The organism is Plantibacter sp. Leaf314, from assembly GCF_001423185.1.
GTDB lineage: Bacteria > Actinomycetota > Actinomycetes > Actinomycetales > Microbacteriaceae > Plantibacter.
This window is the reverse complement of record NZ_LMOB01000003.1, coordinates 214139-229373: the sequence shown is the minus strand read 5'-3', so window position 1 is coordinate 229373 and position 15235 is coordinate 214139. Positions and strand designations below refer to the sequence as shown.

14 protein-coding genes and 2 tRNA genes are annotated in these 15235 nt (G+C 70.3%); 4 read left to right on the top strand and 12 right to left on the bottom strand.

Going from position 1 to position 15235, the window contains the following annotated elements:
- Positions 1-13: 13 nt before the first annotated feature.
- The 4 genes from ASF68_RS17180 to ASF68_RS17165 all read right to left on the bottom strand — a co-directional run bounded on the left by ASF68_RS17180 (position 14) and on the right by ASF68_RS17165 (position 2543).
- Positions 14-811, bottom strand: coding sequence for a sulfite exporter TauE/SafE family protein (locus ASF68_RS17180; RefSeq protein WP_082455601.1), 798 nt, complete (start codon positions 809-811; stop codon positions 14-16).
- Entirely contained in the window at positions 808-1398 is a 591-nt protein-coding gene (locus ASF68_RS17175) for a histidine phosphatase family protein (protein ID WP_082498784.1), read from the bottom strand. The genes ASF68_RS17180 and ASF68_RS17175 overlap by 4 nt, the downstream gene beginning before the upstream one ends.
- Before the next feature lie 50 nt (positions 1399-1448).
- Positions 1449-1760 carry a DUF3253 domain-containing protein gene (locus tag ASF68_RS17170; RefSeq protein WP_056014044.1) on the bottom strand — a complete coding sequence of 104 codons (312 nt, stop codon included), beginning with the start codon at positions 1758-1760 and terminating at the stop codon, positions 1449-1451.
- Between the two features lie 81 nt (positions 1761-1841).
- Positions 1842-2543, bottom strand: coding sequence for an SDR family oxidoreductase (locus ASF68_RS17165; protein ID WP_056014041.1), 702 nt, complete (start codon positions 2541-2543; stop codon positions 1842-1844).
- A 92-nt stretch (positions 2544-2635) separates the two neighbouring features.
- Here ASF68_RS17165 and ASF68_RS17160 point away from each other — a divergent pair, with 92 nt between their 5' ends.
- Positions 2636-3034 (top strand): MerR family transcriptional regulator, encoded by a 399-nt coding sequence (locus ASF68_RS17160; protein WP_056014039.1) that lies wholly within the window; start codon positions 2636-2638, stop codon positions 3032-3034.
- A gap of 113 nt (positions 3035-3147) precedes the next feature.
- The gene (locus ASF68_RS17155) at positions 3148-3711 is read left to right on the top strand and encodes a hypothetical protein (RefSeq protein ID WP_056014037.1); all 564 of its coding nucleotides are present in this window, start codon (positions 3148-3150) and stop codon (positions 3709-3711) included.
- A gap of 593 nt (positions 3712-4304) precedes the next feature.
- Here ASF68_RS17155 and ASF68_RS17145 read toward each other — a convergent pair.
- On the bottom strand, positions 4305-4676 hold the full coding sequence (locus tag ASF68_RS17145) for a PH domain-containing protein (RefSeq protein WP_056014031.1): 372 nt from the start codon (positions 4674-4676) through the stop codon (positions 4305-4307).
- A 116-nt stretch (positions 4677-4792) separates the two neighbouring features.
- Here ASF68_RS17145 and ASF68_RS17140 point away from each other — a divergent pair, with 116 nt between their 5' ends.
- Positions 4793-5344 carry a hypothetical protein gene (locus ASF68_RS17140; RefSeq protein WP_056014028.1) on the top strand — a complete coding sequence of 184 codons (552 nt, stop codon included), beginning with the start codon at positions 4793-4795 and terminating at the stop codon, positions 5342-5344.
- Between the two features lie 67 nt (positions 5345-5411).
- Here the strand turns inward: ASF68_RS17140 and ASF68_RS17135 are convergent.
- From ASF68_RS17135 to ASF68_RS17115, 4 genes are all read right to left on the bottom strand, one after another.
- Positions 5412-5485 (bottom strand) — tRNA-Met (locus tag ASF68_RS17135).
- 42 nt (positions 5486-5527) lie between these two features.
- A tRNA-Thr gene (locus ASF68_RS17130) sits at positions 5528-5599 on the bottom strand.
- Positions 5600-5678: 79 nt separating this feature from the next.
- A complete protein-coding gene (locus ASF68_RS17125) occupies positions 5679-6428 on the bottom strand; it encodes a lytic transglycosylase domain-containing protein (RefSeq protein WP_056014024.1) in 750 nt (249 codons plus the stop codon).
- 224 nt (positions 6429-6652) lie between these two features.
- Complete coding sequence (locus ASF68_RS17115; RefSeq protein ID WP_056014019.1) at positions 6653-7030, bottom strand: PGPGW domain-containing protein; 378 nt, start codon at positions 7028-7030, stop codon at positions 6653-6655.
- Between the two features lie 107 nt (positions 7031-7137).
- On the opposite strand from ASF68_RS17115, the gene ASF68_RS17110 reads away from it, so the two are divergent.
- On the top strand, positions 7138-8901 hold the full coding sequence (locus ASF68_RS17110) for a glycoside hydrolase family 13 protein (protein ID WP_056014016.1): 1764 nt from the start codon (positions 7138-7140) through the stop codon (positions 8899-8901).
- Positions 8902-8962: 61 nt separating this feature from the next.
- Here ASF68_RS17110 and treZ read toward each other — a convergent pair whose 3' ends face one another.
- Genes treZ through glgX form a run of 3 tightly spaced genes read right to left on the bottom strand, consistent with a single transcriptional unit; the run spans position 8963 to position 15137 of the window.
- Complete coding sequence (treZ, locus tag ASF68_RS17105; protein WP_056014012.1) at positions 8963-10741, bottom strand: malto-oligosyltrehalose trehalohydrolase; 1779 nt, start codon at positions 10739-10741, stop codon at positions 8963-8965.
- The gene (gene treY, locus ASF68_RS17100; RefSeq protein ID WP_056014009.1) at positions 10738-13092 is read right to left on the bottom strand and encodes a malto-oligosyltrehalose synthase; all 2355 of its coding nucleotides are present in this window, start codon (positions 13090-13092) and stop codon (positions 10738-10740) included. The genes treZ and treY overlap by 4 nt, the downstream gene beginning before the upstream one ends.
- Positions 13089-15137 carry a glycogen debranching protein GlgX gene (gene glgX, locus ASF68_RS17095; protein ID WP_056014006.1) on the bottom strand — a complete coding sequence of 683 codons (2049 nt, stop codon included), beginning with the start codon at positions 15135-15137 and terminating at the stop codon, positions 13089-13091. The genes treY and glgX overlap by 4 nt, the downstream gene beginning before the upstream one ends.
- Positions 15138-15235: the final 98 nt, after the last annotated feature.

The window sequence follows — 15235 nt, the reverse complement described above, 5'->3', positions numbered from 1 at the left end:
ACGACCGGGGTGATCAGGAGCGCTTCAGCGCCTGGAACACCATGCGGATCGCGATGACCACGAGGAACGCCGCGAAGAGCAGGTTGCCGACGAACGGCGGGACGACCGACGCGACGATGGCGCCGAGCGCGGTCGTCGTGCACGCCGCGACCCCGATGATCGCCGCGGCGCGGAGGTCGACGTTGCCACGCCGGACGTTGCCGACGGTGCCGGAGATCGCGGTCGGCACCATCATGAGCAACGACGTGCCCTTGGCGATGAGGTCGCTCGCTCCGAACAGCAGGATGAGCATCGGCACGACGACGACCCCGCCGCCGATCCCGAGGAGTCCCGACAGGACGCCGGTCAGGAAGCCCAGGAGGATGAGGCCGATGATCGAACCGACGTGCAGATCGATCTCGGCGGTGCGGGACGGGACGATGAGGAACAGGGAGACCACGACGACGAGCAGGAAGCCGATGAAGCCCCACTGGAGCGCCTTCTTGGGGAGCTTCGCCAGCAGATAACTGCCGAGCTGGGCGCCTCCGATCGCGCCGGCCGCCAGCAGGATCGCCGCCACCCAGTCGACCGTGCCGTTCACCGCGTAGGAGATGACCCCGACGAGCGACGTCGGGACGATCGCGGCGAGCGAGGTCCCAGCGGCGAGCCGTTGCCCGAACCCGAGGAGGAACACGACGGCGGGGACGATGAGGATGCCGCCGCCGACGCCGAAGAGCCCCGACAGGAACCCGGCGGTCAGGCCGATCCCGATGAGCCAGGCGATGCCGGACGCGGATCGGACCGGACGGCCGGTCGTGTCGTCTCCGGTCACCGTGCGGTGGGGCCGGAGAGCGCCGTCTCGAGGGACGGGGTGGTGCGAGCGGTTCCGGCGTCGAGGAGCGACCAGCCGTCGTCGGTCGCCTCGATGACCGACACGGAACAGTTCTCGAGCGGCGGGACCGTGGTGCCCGACAGGTGGCTGAGGGTCAGGCGGATGAGCGTGCCGTGGCTCACGACGAGGACGTTCTTGCCCGGGTGGTCGCGAGTGATCGCCTCGATGCCGCGCATGCCGCGTTCGACGACCGACTCCTCGGTCTCGAGGTTCGGGTACTGGTGGTCGGGCCAGTTGTCGAGCACCATCTGCGCGGTCGCGCCTTCCGCGTCGCCGTAGTGCCGCTCGACCATGTCGGGGTAGGTGCCGCCGAGCTTCAGCCCAAGGGCGTCGGCGATGATCTGCGCCGTCTCGCGGGCACGTCCGAGCGGGGAGCTGACCACGACGTCCCAGGTGCCCGTGAGGCGAGGGGCGACCGTGGCCGCCTGCTCCCGCCCCGTGTCGTTCAGCGGGATGTCCGTCGTCCCCTGCAACCGTCGTTCGAAGTTCCAGGCGGTCTGTCCGTGACGGACGAGGGCGATGGTCATGTCCCAAGCCTAACCGCCGACGGCGCACGGATCACCGGTCTGGGCCGGCCTCACCGTTCGGTGTCACTCCCGGCTTCCGTCGCCCAGCGGATCCGGATGGGGCCACGGACGGTCTCGCGGTCGACCGCCTCGTCGCCCTGGGTGATGCGCACCCGGCCGGCGTCGACGAGCCGCCAGGCGACCCGGCGGGTGTCGTCCATGAGCTCGCGCCAGTCCTCGCCGCCGACGGCACGGGCGGCGTCGGACGGGCAGATGGACGAGGTGACGGCGCGCTTGCCGAGGAGGTCGAGGATGGTCGCCTCGAGGACGGCGTCGTCGACGGCTCCCCGGCCCTGCGGCTGCGCCCCAGCGTCGTCACTCATGGCATCCAGTATGCGCGCTCTCCTGCGGCGGCGTCCCGGAGCCGGCGACGCCGGACGGGACACCGCTCACCGGAGCGGGCCTCAGGCGAACTGCGCGTAGAACCCCTCGGGGGCGTTGGCGAGCGACGCCTTGACCATGGCGCTCCAGTCGTCGACGACGACCTCCGCGACACCCTGCTCGACGCCGTCGAGGCTCGCCCGGGCGACGTCCGCCGGGTCGACCATCGGCCCCTCGTAGCCCGCCATGATGTCGGTGTCGGCGGCACCCAGGTGCAGCCCCTGCACCGAGACCCCCTTCGGTGTGAGTTCCAGACGGACCGCGTTCGTCATGTTCCACTCCGCCGCCTTGGCCGCGGCGTATCCGCCGGAACCCGGGTGGGCGAACCAGCTCAGGGCGGAGAGCACGTTGACGATCGCCCCGCCCCCGTTCCCTTCGATCACCGGAGCGAAGGCACGCACCATGGCGAGGTTGCCCCAGTAGTGGGTGTCCATCTCGCGACGCGCGTCGGCGAGGTCGCCGGTCAGCATCGAGCCCTGCGTGGCGATGCCGGCGTTGTTGACGAGCAGCGTGACGTCGGTCGCGATCGCGGCCGCAGCCTCGACGGAGGCCTGGTCGGTGATGTCGAGCTGCAGCACCTCCACGCCGGGGATGTCGACGAGCTCGGGGCGGCGCGCGGTCGCGTACACCTTCGCCGCGCCGCGCTCGAGCAGCTGGGTGACGAAGCGACGCCCGATGCCCCGGTTCGAGCCGGTGACGAGTGCGACGGATCCTGCGATGTCCATGATTCCTTCCCGTGTGCGGGGCGATCCCGCAGCAGCCTGGTTAGGCTAAGACCTCACATCAATGTCAGGTGCAAGCCAGGAACGGAAGATCGATGCGCATCGGGGATCTCGCGGCTCGGACCGGGGCGAGCGTCCGCTCGCTCCGCTACTACGAAGAGCAAGGGCTGCTCACCGCTACGCGCACGACGAGCGGCCAGCGCCACTACGAACAAGCGGCGGTCGAACGGGTCGAGCTCGTGCAGCAGCTCTTCGCGGCCGGCCTCCCGAGCCGCACCATCGTGCAGCTCCTCCCCTGCGTCGACGCCGGGGTCGCGACGCCGGAATCCCTCGAGCTGCTTCGGACCGAACGCGACCGCATCACGGCGCAGCTGGCGGACCTCGAGGCGGCGCGCGCCCGCCTCGAAGCGGTCATCGACATCACGCTCCACCCGACGCCCGAGCATTGCCCGGCCCTGCGCGAGGAGCATCCGGCCGAGTTGGACGCCGCCTGAGCCCCTCGGCCCGTCTCCGACGCGGTCGGTCCGTCGCGACTACCATGACCAGGTCGGAGGTCGAGGACACAACGGGTGGCCAGCCTTCGCAGTAGCCGAGACGGGGGTCAGCGATGAGTGCATCCGAAAGCCAGGAACAGACGAGTACGACCGAGTCGGTCGCGGCGCAGGCGGCACGCACCCGGCTCGAACAGCGCGTGGCGAGCATCGAATCCATCCTGATTACCATCCCCATGTTGCTGCTGGAGGTCGCGCTCATCCTCTCGCTGTTCGTGCCGTTCGCCAGTCAGACGACCGACGACGAGGGCACGGAGGTCTTCAACCTCTTCTTCTTCCTCGCTGGTTTCGCCGATCGCGATGACGACGGTGATCCGGAGGCCGCCTCGATCCTGTTCGCGAGCGCGTTCCTGGTGCTCATCCTGGTGATCATCGCGGCGATCTGCACCACCCCGGTGTTCCGGGGGAACCGGACCTCCGCCCGGGCGGGTGCCACGGCCGTGACCGTCATCATCGTGCTCATCCTCGGCAACATCGGAGCCTGGATGGTGATGCTGGTCGGCATCTTCGCGGACTCGCCCTGGGAGCTCGGGCCGGCGCTCCCGCTCCTCAGTACCGGAACCCTGCTCGCGGCGATGATCGCCTTCTCCCCGGGGTACCGCAGCATCTGGGACCGGTGAGACGGCCCGGTCCGCAGCCCGGCGCTAGGCGCTCGAGTGATTCCGGCCACCGGGATCGGCCAGCCAGCCTGCCACCCAGAGGATCTCGTGAGCGATCTCCTGCACGGCCCGGTCATCGGTGACGACCCTGCGCGCCGTGCTCGCCTCCTCCAGCTTGGTGGCCGCGCGAGCACTCCGCTCGAGGTGTGCTCCTCGAGCGCCGTCCCGATCTCGCGCCGAGCGAGACGCTGCGCGGCGGTCCTGTCGGTCGCGGTCAAGAGCACGCCGAACGAACGGACGTTCGTGCCGAGGGCGGCGACCAGCGTGGGGATCTGCAGCACGCTGACGGTGTTCGTGTACAGGAGGCGGAAGTAGCCTGCCGACCGGTAGTTCGCCCACATGGCTGCAAGGTTCTGCTCTGCCAGGTCGCTGCCGTTGCGCCGTGGTTCCGGGTACGCCTGGTCGAGATTGTCGCCGTCGATGACGACAGGAGGAAGGTCGGCGCGTTGCAGGATCCTGGATGCTTCGGCAGCCACCGACGTCTTCCCGACGCCCGAGCGACCTCCGATGAAGATCACGTCCGTGGCGGGTGTGTCCTGCATGTTCGTCACGCGCTAGTGCGCCTGGAGGACCGCCCACGCGATGAGGCTGTCGAGACGACGGACGTCGACGCCCTTCGCAAGCTTCACCTTGATGTGCCCAGCCCTGGTCCAGAGTTCGATCTCCGAGTTCCAGTCGAGGGTTCCGGCGTTCTCGGAGGACCACATGTTGATCGAGCTGTACGGCAGGGAGTAGATCTCGACCTTCTTGCCGGAGATGCCCTGCGCATCGCGCACGATGAGCCGCTTGGTGGTGAACACCGCGGAGTCGCGGAACGTCTTGAACGCCGCGACCGCCTGTTCCCCCTGCACGAGCAGCTGGGTCACGTCCGCGGGGATCGGGATCTCGTTCTGCAGGGTCCAGGCCATGATCGGTGCGCTTTCCATGGCCCGATTGTGTCAGAGACCATCGCTCCCGGCGTGGTTCCGACGACCGCGGCGATGGGGAGTGCTGCCCATGCGGCGAACGCCTCCGGGGCACGGTGCCTTGCCATACTGAACCCGTGAACGGAACCGACAACACCTCGACCGGCGTGCTCGAGGAGTACCGGTGGGCCGTCGAGGCCGAACTCCAGAACACCCCGTTCATCGTCACGGACGTCCCGGGTGGGTTCCGGGTCGGGTTCGACCTCGCGAACGCCCACTGGTTGGACGTCCTCCAGCTGAACGAGGTGTCCGACAGCATCACGTACACCGTCCGCGTGGACGAACGACGACGGCGCTTCAGCATCACCGACACCCTTCGCACCATGGGCTGGTCGGCGGGCGCCGCCGGATTCGTCCCACGGCTGTCGTGGTCGTTCTCCTGGCAGTCGGGTCGGGTCCGCTACGGCCGGGTCATCATGCTCGGCATCGCGCCCGGCGGGTTCGAGGTCGCGTTCAGCCCCGAGAACGAACGCGCACGGATCCGGGAGATCGGCGAGGAACTCGGCCTCCGCCCCCGGATGGCGCCGCATGCCCGCATCGGCATCTGGGCTGCGGTCGGCGCTGTGCTGCTCGGCCTGCTGGTGCCCGCTGCGATCATGCTCGGCGGCTCCCTGACCGGGACCCACTGAGACGGGGACGCTCGGCGAGGATCAGCTCCCGCGGATACGCAAAAGGCCCGGAAGCCCGGGCCTTGCGTAGCAGGAGAGAGATTCGAACTCTCGACCTCACGATTATGAGTCGTGCGCTCTCACCAACTGAGCTACCCTGCCACGTCTCTCCGTATGCCGGCGAGAGCAGTGACGGAGAGAACGAGCCCCGAGCGGGACTTGAACCCGCGACCTCTTCCTTACCAAGGAAGTGCTCTACCACTGAGCTATCGGAGCGCGAACCAGACCGCTCACGCGGAAATGGCACCAGTAGAGACTAGCATCCCCGGAGGCGTGCTTCGTACACGCTCTCGGATCATTTGGCCGCGAAGGTGTCGGCGGCGTGCACGACCTTCGCGAGGTACGAGGCGGCGCCGTTGTACGAGCCGATCGCGGCGACCCAGTCCGCCTCGATCCGGAGGTCGCGCCCGCCATGGCAGAGGTAGCCCGCCGCGGCGAGCGCCGCGTCGTCGATCTGCTGCGGGTCCGCGACGCCGTCGCCGTTCCCGTCCGCTCCCCACCGCTCCCAGGTCGAGGGGATGAACTGCATCGGACCGACCGCGCGGTCCCACCGGGCGTCGCCGTCGAACGTGCCACCGTCGGTGTCCGAGACGGCGTCGAACTCGGTTCCGGTGAGTGCGGGCCCGATGATCGGCGGGGTCGCTCGACCGGCTGCGTCGAGGGCGCCACCGAAGATGGTCCCGTGCCCGGACTCGACGCTCCCGAGCGCGGCGAGGGTGTTCCACGCGATCCCGCACTCGGGTCGCGCCTGCGCGGTGGCCAGTGCCGCCCCCGCGTAGGCGGACATGGCGCGTTCCGGGATACCGAGGCGCTGCGCCGTGGCCGACGCCCACGTGAGGTCGACGCGATCGGTGATGGCGGCAGGAGCCGTCCCGGCCGAGCCCACCGCCGGGATACCGGGCCCTTCGACCGCGGCGTGGGGTGCGGTCCCGAGGGTCGAGTCCCGCACCTGCGTCTGCCTGACGAGCTCCGGCCCCCAGGTGACGACGGCGACGATGACGGCGAGCCCCACGGCCACGGCAGCGAAGGCGACGACCCAACCCATCGGGGCCGACTGCAGGCGCCTCCGACCGGGCCTCCGGTTCGGCCGCTTGGCGGCACCGCGCGCGCCGACGGTCCGCGACCGTGGCTTCGGAGCCGACCGGGTGGCTCCGGTCCGGGTCCGCGCGGAGGCTGGCGGCTTCGATCCGGCGGGCCGGCGACCGCTGTTCCCCTTCGCCGACGTCACCACCCGTCCACCGTAACCGAGGGCGGCGACGGGGCGACTCGTCAGGGCTGTGGTGCGGCCTTCGCGGCGTTCTTGGCCTGGCGCTTCGCCCGGAGGTCCTTCGCGACGGCGACACCCTTCTTGGCGGCGGCGTTCGCCTTCGTGCTCGCCCGCTTGGCCCCGTCGAACTCGGAGGCGAGGACGGCGAGCCCGCCGACGGCGATGAGTGCCCCAGGGCCGGGCAGCGGGATGAGCGCGACGCCGAGGGCGACCGTGCCACCGCCGACGACGCCGACACCCGCGCGGTAGACGCGGTTCGCCGTCGGGTTCCGGCGGATGATCCCGCGGGTGGTCCGGGCCGCCGAACCGGCGACCCGCCCCGCCTGCGCTCCGACGCGCTTGGCCGTGCTGCGGGCGGTGCTGTCCGATTCCGTCGTCATGTCCCCACTCTAGGCAGCACCTGACGGGTCGTCACCGGGAATCCGGTGCGAATCGGGCCCCGGTCGACGCGCGGCGGGAGGCCTCGGCGATGGCCTAGGGTAGCGACATGGACTCCGCCCTCCCGACCTCGTCGGCGACCGCAGCTCAGCATGCCTCCCCCGCAGGAGGCTCCACCCCCGGATCGGAGTGGTGGCGTTCCGCCGTCATCTACCAGATCTACCCCCGCTCCTTCGCCGACGCGAACGGTGACGGTCTCGGCGACCTGCCCGGCATCACCTCCCGCCTCGGCGCCCTCCAGGAACTGGGCGTCGACGCCATCTGGCTGTCCCCTTTCATGACGAGCCCGCAGAAGGACGCCGGCTACGACGTCGCCGACTACTGCGACGTCGACCCCATCTTCGGCACGCTCGCCGATTTCGACGCGATGACCGCCGCCGCCCACGGTGCCGGTATCCGGGTCATCGTCGACCTCGTCCCCAACCACTCGTCGACCGCGCACCGCTGGTTCCAGGAGGCGCTCGCGGCCGGACCGGGGTCCGAGGAACGCGCCCGCTACATGTTCCGCGACGGCAAGGGCGAACACGGGGAGCAGGCCCCGAACAACTGGGAGTCCGTCTTCGGCGGTCCGGCCTGGACGCGCGTCGTCGAGGCGGACGGTACCCCCGGCCAGTGGTACCTGCACATCTTCGACTCCTCGCAGCCGGACTTCGACTGGACGAACCCGTGGGTGCGCGAGCAGTTCCGCGGCGTCCTGCGCTTCTGGCTCGACCGCGGCGTCGACGGATTCCGCGTCGACGTGGCGCACGGCATGATCAAGGCCGACGGGCTGCCCGACTACACCCCGCCCGCCGAGGGTGGCAGCATGGGCGGCGCGTCCGTGGACGCGTCACTCGAGGCCGCCGGCACCGGGCCGGAGTCATGGCCGGAGACCGCTCCGTACTGGGGCCAGGACGGTGTCCACGAGATCTACCGCGACTGGCACGAACTGCTCGCGACGTACGAGGGCGACCGCGTCCTCTGCGCCGAAGCCTGGGTCGACCCGCTCGACAAGATGGCACTCTGGGTGCGGCCCGACGAGATGCAGCAGGCGTTCAACTTCCCGTACCTCGAGACGCCTTGGAACGCGGCGGCACTCAAGACGGTCGTCTCGGAGTCGCTGCGGGCCTTCGCCCAGGTCGGCGCACCGAGCACCTGGGTGCTGTCGAACCACGACGTCGTCCGCCACGCCTCCCGCCTCGCGCTCACGGAGGAGAACCCGCAGGGCTACGGCGTCGGGCCGAACACCCCCGGCAAGCCGGACCGCGCACTCGGCCTGCAGCGTGCTCGCGCCGCGACCGCGCTCATGCTGAGTCTCCCCGGCGGCGCCTACCTCTATCAGGGCGAAGAGCTCGGGCTTCCGGAGGTCATCGACCTCCCGGACGACGCCCGTCAGGACCCCACCTGGTTCCGCACGAACCACGAGCGCTACGGGCGCGACGGCTGCCGCGTGCCGATCCCGTGGGAGGCCGGCCACCCCGCGTACGGCTTCAACACGACGGGCGCCTCCTGGCTGCCACAGCCCGACGACTGGAACGACTACTCGCGCGACGCCCAGGCGGGCATCCCCGGGTCGACGCTCGAGCTCTACCGCACGCTCCTGCGGCTGCGTCGAGAGCACGGCCTGGGCCTCGGATCGGTCGCGTGGATCGAGGGCGCTCCGGAGAGCATCCTCGCGCTCACGAACGGCACGGTCACGGTCGTCGCGAACACCGGCGCGGACGACGTGCCGGTCCCGTCGTCACTCGCCGAGTCGTCCGTCCTCGTCGCGAGCGGCCCGTTCGACGGCACCACGATCCACGGCGACACGACGGTCTGGTTCACGACGCCGTAAGGGTCCAGCCCTGCACGCTCCTCGTGCGCCGCGGCGACGGCACACGAGGAGCGCACCCGGCTCAGTGGTGGAGGATCGCGACCGAGTGCGCGCCGAGACGGATGGAACCGTCCGAGGTGACGACCTCGCCGAAGCTGTCGAGCAGATCATCGACCCGCAGCGGCAACTCCACGGCTTCCGTCCCGAAGTTCACCGCCAGCGTGGCCGAGCCACGACGCAGCACGAACGAATCGGTCGACTCGTCGGCGACCGCCGTGGTGTCGGCGAACGCCGGATCGGTGAACGCGGGCACCGTGCGCCGCAGCTCGATCAGGCGCCGGTACCAGGTCAGGAGCCGCGCATGGCGACCCTGCGACCGTTCGGACCAGTCGAGGATCGAGCGTCGGTACGTCTCCGGGTCCTGCGGGTCGGGTACGTCGGCCTCGTTCCAGCCCATCCGGGCGAACTCGGCGATGCGCCCCTTCGCCGTCGCCTCACCGAGCTCCGGCTCGGGGTGGGAGGTGAAGAACTGCCACGGGGTCGACGCCGCCCACTCCTCACCCATGAAGAGCATCGGCGTGAACGGTCCGAGCAGGGTGAGGGCGGCGGCGATGGCCAGCTGACCGTCGTCGAGGCTGGCCGCCAATCGGTCGCCCACGGCACGGTTGCCGATCTGGTCGTGGTTCTGGTCGGAGACGACGAGGCGCCAGCTCGGCGTGCGCTCGAGGTCGATCCGCCGGCCGTGGTGCCGCTTCCGGAAGCTGGACCAGGTCCCGTTGTGGAAGAACCCCTCCTCCATGACCTTGCCGAGCGCACCGAGCGGCGCGAAGTCGGCGTAGTACCCGGACACCTCACCGGTGAGGGCGACGTGGAGGGCGTGGTGGAAGTCGTCGCTCCACTGGGCGTCCAGCCCGTAGCCGCCGGAGCCGCCTGGCCCACGCGGGGTGATGAGCTTCGGGTCGTTGAGGTCCGACTCGGCGATCAGCGTGAGCGGCCGGTTCAGATCCGCAGCGAGCGCGTCGACGGCCGCGTCGAGTTCCTCCAGGAGGTGGACCGCCCGGGTGTCGTGCAGCGCGTGGACGGCGTCGAGCCGCAGACCGTCGACGCCGTACTCCTCGAACCACATGAGGGCGCTGTCGATGATGTACCGGCGCACCTCGTCCGAGTCGGGGCCGTCGAGGTTGACGCTGTCGCCCCAGGTGTTGCCGGCGCCGTCTGCGAGATACGGGCCGAATCTGGGCAGGACGTTGCCGGACGGGCCGAGGTGGTTGTACACGACGTCCTGGATCACGGCGAGCCCGCGCTCGTGGCAGGCCCGGACGAAGCGCCGGTAGCCCTCGGGTCCGCCGTAGGCCTCGTGGACGGCCGACCAGAACACGCCGTCGTACCCCCAGTTCCAGACGCCGTTGAAGGCGTTGACCGGGAGCACCTCGACCGCGTCGACGCCGAGCTCGACGAGGTCGTCGAGTCGCTCGATCGCGCCGTCGAAGGTGGCCGCTTCGGTGAACGTGCCGATGTGGAGTTCGTACAGCACCGCGCCGATGAGCGGCCGTCCCCGCCAGCCGGTGCCGTCGGAGGGCGCGGGGTCGGATGCGACGACGCGGGACAGGCCGTGGACGCCGTCCGGTTGGCGACGCGACCGCGGGTCGGCGATCGGCCCGTCGCCATCGAGGACGTAGCCGTAGTCGGTGTCGACGATCGCGGCGCGCGGGGCGTCACCGTCGAGCGCGACCCACCATCCCTCCGCCACCGCGTCGCGGCTCATCGGGAAGCGGTCGTCGCCGAGCACCAAGTCGACGCGCTCGGCGATCGGTGCCCAGACCCGGAAGCCGTCGGCTGGGCTGGTGGTCGTGCTCGTCATCGCGGTGAATCCTCATCTCCAGACGTGGTGGTGGTCGGTTCGGTGTGCTCATCACCGTCGGCGATGGTGAGGACGGCGACCGGGTACTGCTCGAGGAGCGCGGCGACGGAGACCGGTCCGCCTGAGATCTCGCGGCCCGTCAGCACCTCCACGTAGCGTCCCTCCGGAAGCTCGACGTTGGTGTTCTTCCACCCGCCGCGCTCGGCGAGCCGGAGGGACAGGCGGGTGGCGATCGTCACCACACCACCGCGGGAGAAGGCGAGGACGTGATCAGCAGCCGCACCCTCCGCGGCGAGCGCCGTGTACTCCGTGTACCGCTCGGGGTGGCTCCGGCGGAGTCGGAGCAGCCGTGAGGTGACGAGGAGCTTCGCGGCTCCGTCGGCGGCGACGGGCGGGAGCCACCCGTCGTCGAGCTTCGCCAGCAGCTCGCGGCGCTCGGCGTAGTCGACGGCCCTGCGGTTGTCGGGGTCGACGAGGGACCGGTCCCAGAGTTCGCTGCCCTGGTAGACGTCGGGCACGCCCGGCATCGTGAGCTGCACGGCCTTCGCCACCAGGCTGTTCGTCCAGCCCGCAGCTTCGACGTCGGCGACGGCGTCGAGCAGCGCGGCGTTCGCGCGACGGCTGTCGTAGAGCCCGTCGACCGCGGCGTGCAGGGCGACTTCGAAGGCCTCGTCCGGTGCGGTCCACGTGGTCGAGTCGCCGGCCTCGCGGGCCGCCTTCTCCACGTAGGCGTGCAGGCGTTCGCGTTCGATCGGCCAGGCACCGACGGCGGCCTGCCAGACGAGCTGTTCGAGCTGCCGGTCGGGGAAGCCGTTGCTCGTGTGCAGGGCGACCGCGTGCTCGGCCCACCGGTCAGCCACTTCGCTCAGCGCGTCGATGCGGGCGCGGACGTCCTCGCTGCGCTTCGTGTCGTGGGTGCTGAGCGTCGTCATCGACGACGGCCACTCCGCCTGCCGTCGCGCCTGACGGTGGTGGAACTCGGCCACGCTGATGTCGGTCTCCGCGGGGTCGCCACCGACCTCGGTCAGCGAGGTGAGCGCGGTGTACCGGTAGAACGCGGTGTCCTCGACCCCCTTGGCCATGACCATGCCGGAGGTCTGCTGGAAGCGCGCGGCAAGTGGGTCGGCCGGGTTGCGGAGCCGCGGCGCGAGGGCGGCGAACGCCTCGGCGAGCTCCGGCCTGCGGGTCTCCGCGGTCTCCAGGGCGACGTCAAGGTACTCGTCGCCGAGCGGCAGGTACGAGCGGTACACCGGGAACGCCGTCAGGATCTCGGCCAGCGCGTCGACGGCCTCGTCGACCTCGGGGACGAGACGGGCGAGCCGCCGCACCTCGGATCCGAGGATGCCGTCCGCGATGCCGCGCTTGGTGGTGTGCACGAGCTCGTCCCACGCGTCGCGCGTGAGTTCCACCCCGGCCAGCTCCGCCAGGACCGGGAGGCCGGTGGGGTCGACGAGGACCCGGTCGACGTCGCCGAGCGCGTCGTACCCGGTCGTGCCGAGCGTCGCCCATTCGGCCGGGAGGTCCTCTTCGCCTTCGAGGATCTTCTCGACCCAGATCGGCGCCCCGCCGATGCGTTCGGACAGGCGGTCGAGGTAGGCACCCGGATCCAAGAGGCCGTCCGGGTGGTCGACGCGGATGCCGTCGGCGATCTTCTCGTCGAACCAGCGGCCGATCTCGACGTGCGAGCCGTCGAACACCGCGGGGTCCTCGACGCGGATCGCGGCGAGCGTGTTCACGGCGAAGAAGCGACGGTAGTTCAGTTCCGCGTCCGCACGACGCCAGTTGACGAGCTCGTAATGCTGACGGTCGTGGACCTCGCGTGGCGTCGCACCGTCGTCCGCTGTCCCGGGTGCGATGGGCAGGCGGTTCTCGAAGTACCGCAGCTCGCCGTCCTCGATCGTGAGGTCGTCGAGGGCGCTGTGGTCGCCATCGTCGTCGCCGAGGATCGGGATGCGGATCCTGCCGGCACCCGACTCCCAGTCGACGTCGAATGCGGCGGCGTGCTCGGCCTCGTGGCCGTGCTGGAGCAGGTCCCACCACCAGGCGTTCTCGACCGGGGTCGCGACCCCCATGTGGTTCGGGACGGTGTCGATGAGGACCCCGAGCCCTGCGGCGTGCGCGGCTTCGGCGAGCGCCGTGAGCCCCTCGGCGCCGCCCCGCTCGGGATCGACCGTGGTGTGGTCGACGACGTCGTACCCGTGCGTCGATCCGGGCTCCGCGCGGAGGATGGGCGAGAGGTACACCCAGTCCGCTCCGAGGGCCTGGATGTAGTCGACGATGGCGGCGGCGTCCTGCAGCCGGAAGTCGGCGGTCAGCTGGAGCCGGTAGGTGGAGACGGGCACGGTGGTCATGAGGTGACCCCCGACCGCAGGAGGGTGAAGGACGTGCCCTGCACGATCACCGTCGTCGAGCCCTCGGCGAGCATCTGCTCGGGGTCGCTCGACTCGACGAGGGTCCACGGCTGGCCGGGAGCCTTCGGGAGGGTGAACTCGACGCCGTTCTCGGCCGCGTTCAGCAGGAGCGCGAACGACGCCGACCCGGCGTGCCGGAACACGAAGGTGATCGAGCGGGCGTCCGGGTTCTCCCAGTCGTCCTCCGAGAAGGGTTCGTCGTCGGACCGCGTGATGAAGACCCGGTCGTCGGCTTTGGAGCCCGGACCCTGGCGGAACCAGTCGGGTCGCAGGGCCGGCTCGGCGAGGCGCAGGGCGATCAGCCGCTTCGTGAAGCCGAGGAGGTCGTGGTCGGCGTGCTCCCAGTCGAACCACGACACCTCGTTGTCCTGGCAGTACGCGTTGTTGTTGCCGCCCTGGGTGCGGGCGATCTCGTCGCCACCGAGGATCATCGGCACGCCGGCCGACAGGAGCACCGTCGCGAGGAAGTTGCGTCGCTGACGGTTGCGGCGGGCGTTGACCGCCGGATCGTCGGTGGGACCCTCCGCGCCGTTGTTGCTCGAGCGGTTATCGCTCTCGCCGTCGTTGTTGTCCTCGCCGTTGGCAGCGTTGTGCTTGGCTGCGTAGGCCGTGAGGTCCGCGAGCGTGAAGCCGTCGTGCGCGGTGACGAAGTTGACGCTCGACAGCGGCGAGCGGCGCGACGCCTCGTAGACGTCCGGGCTGCCGAGGACTCGCTGCGACATCGTGCCGAGCACGCTGTCGGCGCCGTTCCAGAAGTCGCGGACGTCGTCGCGGAACTTCCCGTTCCACTCCGACCAGCTCGCCGGGAACCCGCCGACCTGGTAGCCCGCGGTGTCCCACGGCTCCGCGATCATCTTGATCGGCGCGAGCACCGGGTCCTGCTCGATGAGCGAGAGGAAGGCGCTGTGGATCTCGGCGGAGCCGTCCTGCCGGGTGAGCGTCGTCGCGAGGTCGAAGCGGAAGCCGTCGACGTGCATCTCGGTCACCCAGTAGCGGAGCGAGTCCATGATGAGGCCGAGCGCCGCCGGGTGGCCGACGTTGACGCTGTTGCCGGTGCCGGTGGTGTCGAAGTAGTGCTCGCGGTCCTCGTCGACGAGGCGGTAGTACGCGGCGTTGTCGATGCCCTTGAACGACAGCGTCGGGCCCATGTGGTTGCCCTCGGCGGTGTGGTTGTACACGACGTCGAGGATGACCTCGAGGCCGGCGGCGTGCATCGCCTTCACCATCGCCTTGAACTCGTCGACCTGGCCGCCGGTGTCGCCTGCGGCCGCGTACTCGCCGTGCGGGGCGAAGAAGCCGATGGAGTTGTAGCCCCAGTAGTTGCGGAGACCCTTCTCCTCGAGGTGGCTGTCCTGCACGAACTGGTGCACGGGCAGGAGCTCGACCGCGGTCACGCCGAGGTCGGTGAGGTACCGGAGGGCGGCCGGGTGCGCGAGACCGGCGTAGGTGCCGCGGATCTCCTCGGGCACCTCGACGAGCTGCTTCGTGAAGCCCTTCACGTGCACCTCGTACACGATCGTCTCGGCGAGCGAGATCCGAGGCGCGACGTCCGCGCCGTCCGCGTCCCAGTCGAAGGACGACGGGTCGGTGACGACGCCGAGGGCGACGTGACCGGCCGAGTCGGTGTCGTCCATCGACTCGGGGGCGTCCAGACGGTGGCTGAACTGCGCCTGGCCGAGGTCGTAGCGCCCGGTGACCGCCGTCGCGTGAGGGTCGAGCAGCACCTTCGCCGGGTTGTGCCGGAGGCCGTTGGCCGGGTCCCACGGACCGTCAACCCGGACGCCGTAGCGCATGCCGGGCACGAGGCCCTCGACGAGGCCGTGGAACACGTGACCGGTCCGTCGTTCGAGGCGGGTCTGCTGCTCCTCGCCGCCCTCGGGGAACAGGCACACGGTGACGGAGTCGGCGGTTTCGGAGTAGATGGCGACGTTCGCACCATCGCCCCGGAGGGTGACGCCGAGCGGATAGGGGGTCGAGAGCGTCATGGCGCCCTTTCACTCGAAGGGATCGATCGTTGATGAGACCGTACACTGGCCGGCTGACTTCCCCGGAAGCGCGCGAAACGTGGTAGGGCGGGAGCTGA

Excerpts from the sequence above, each read along its gene's own strand:
- ASF68_RS17175 (WP_082498784.1), bottom strand. The coding sequence starts at position 1,398 with ATGACCATCGCCCTCGTCCGTCACGGACAGACCGCCTGGAACTTCGAA.
- ASF68_RS17170 (WP_056014044.1), bottom strand. The coding sequence starts at position 1,760 with ATGAGTGACGACGCTGGGGCGCAGCCGCAGGGCCGGGGAGCCGTCGAC.
- ASF68_RS17165 (WP_056014041.1), bottom strand. The coding sequence starts at position 2,543 with ATGGACATCGCAGGATCCGTCGCACTCGTCACCGGCTCGAACCGGGGC.
- ASF68_RS17160 (WP_056014039.1), top strand. The coding sequence starts at position 2,636 with ATGCGCATCGGGGATCTCGCGGCTCGGACCGGGGCGAGCGTCCGCTCG.
- ASF68_RS17155 (WP_056014037.1), top strand. The coding sequence starts at position 3,148 with ATGAGTGCATCCGAAAGCCAGGAACAGACGAGTACGACCGAGTCGGTC.
- ASF68_RS17145 (WP_056014031.1), bottom strand. The coding sequence starts at position 4,676 with ATGGAAAGCGCACCGATCATGGCCTGGACCCTGCAGAACGAGATCCCG.
- ASF68_RS17125 (WP_056014024.1), bottom strand. The coding sequence starts at position 6,428 with ATGGGTTGGGTCGTCGCCTTCGCTGCCGTGGCCGTGGGGCTCGCCGTC.
- ASF68_RS17115 (WP_056014019.1), bottom strand. The coding sequence starts at position 7,030 with ATGACGACGGAATCGGACAGCACCGCCCGCAGCACGGCCAAGCGCGTC.
- ASF68_RS17110 (WP_056014016.1), top strand. The coding sequence starts at position 7,138 with ATGGACTCCGCCCTCCCGACCTCGTCGGCGACCGCAGCTCAGCATGCC.
- treZ (WP_056014012.1), bottom strand. The coding sequence starts at position 10,741 with ATGACGAGCACGACCACCAGCCCAGCCGACGGCTTCCGGGTCTGGGCA.
- treY (WP_056014009.1), bottom strand. The coding sequence starts at position 13,092 with ATGACCACCGTGCCCGTCTCCACCTACCGGCTCCAGCTGACCGCCGAC.
- glgX (WP_056014006.1), bottom strand. The coding sequence starts at position 15,137 with ATGACGCTCTCGACCCCCTATCCGCTCGGCGTCACCCTCCGGGGCGAT.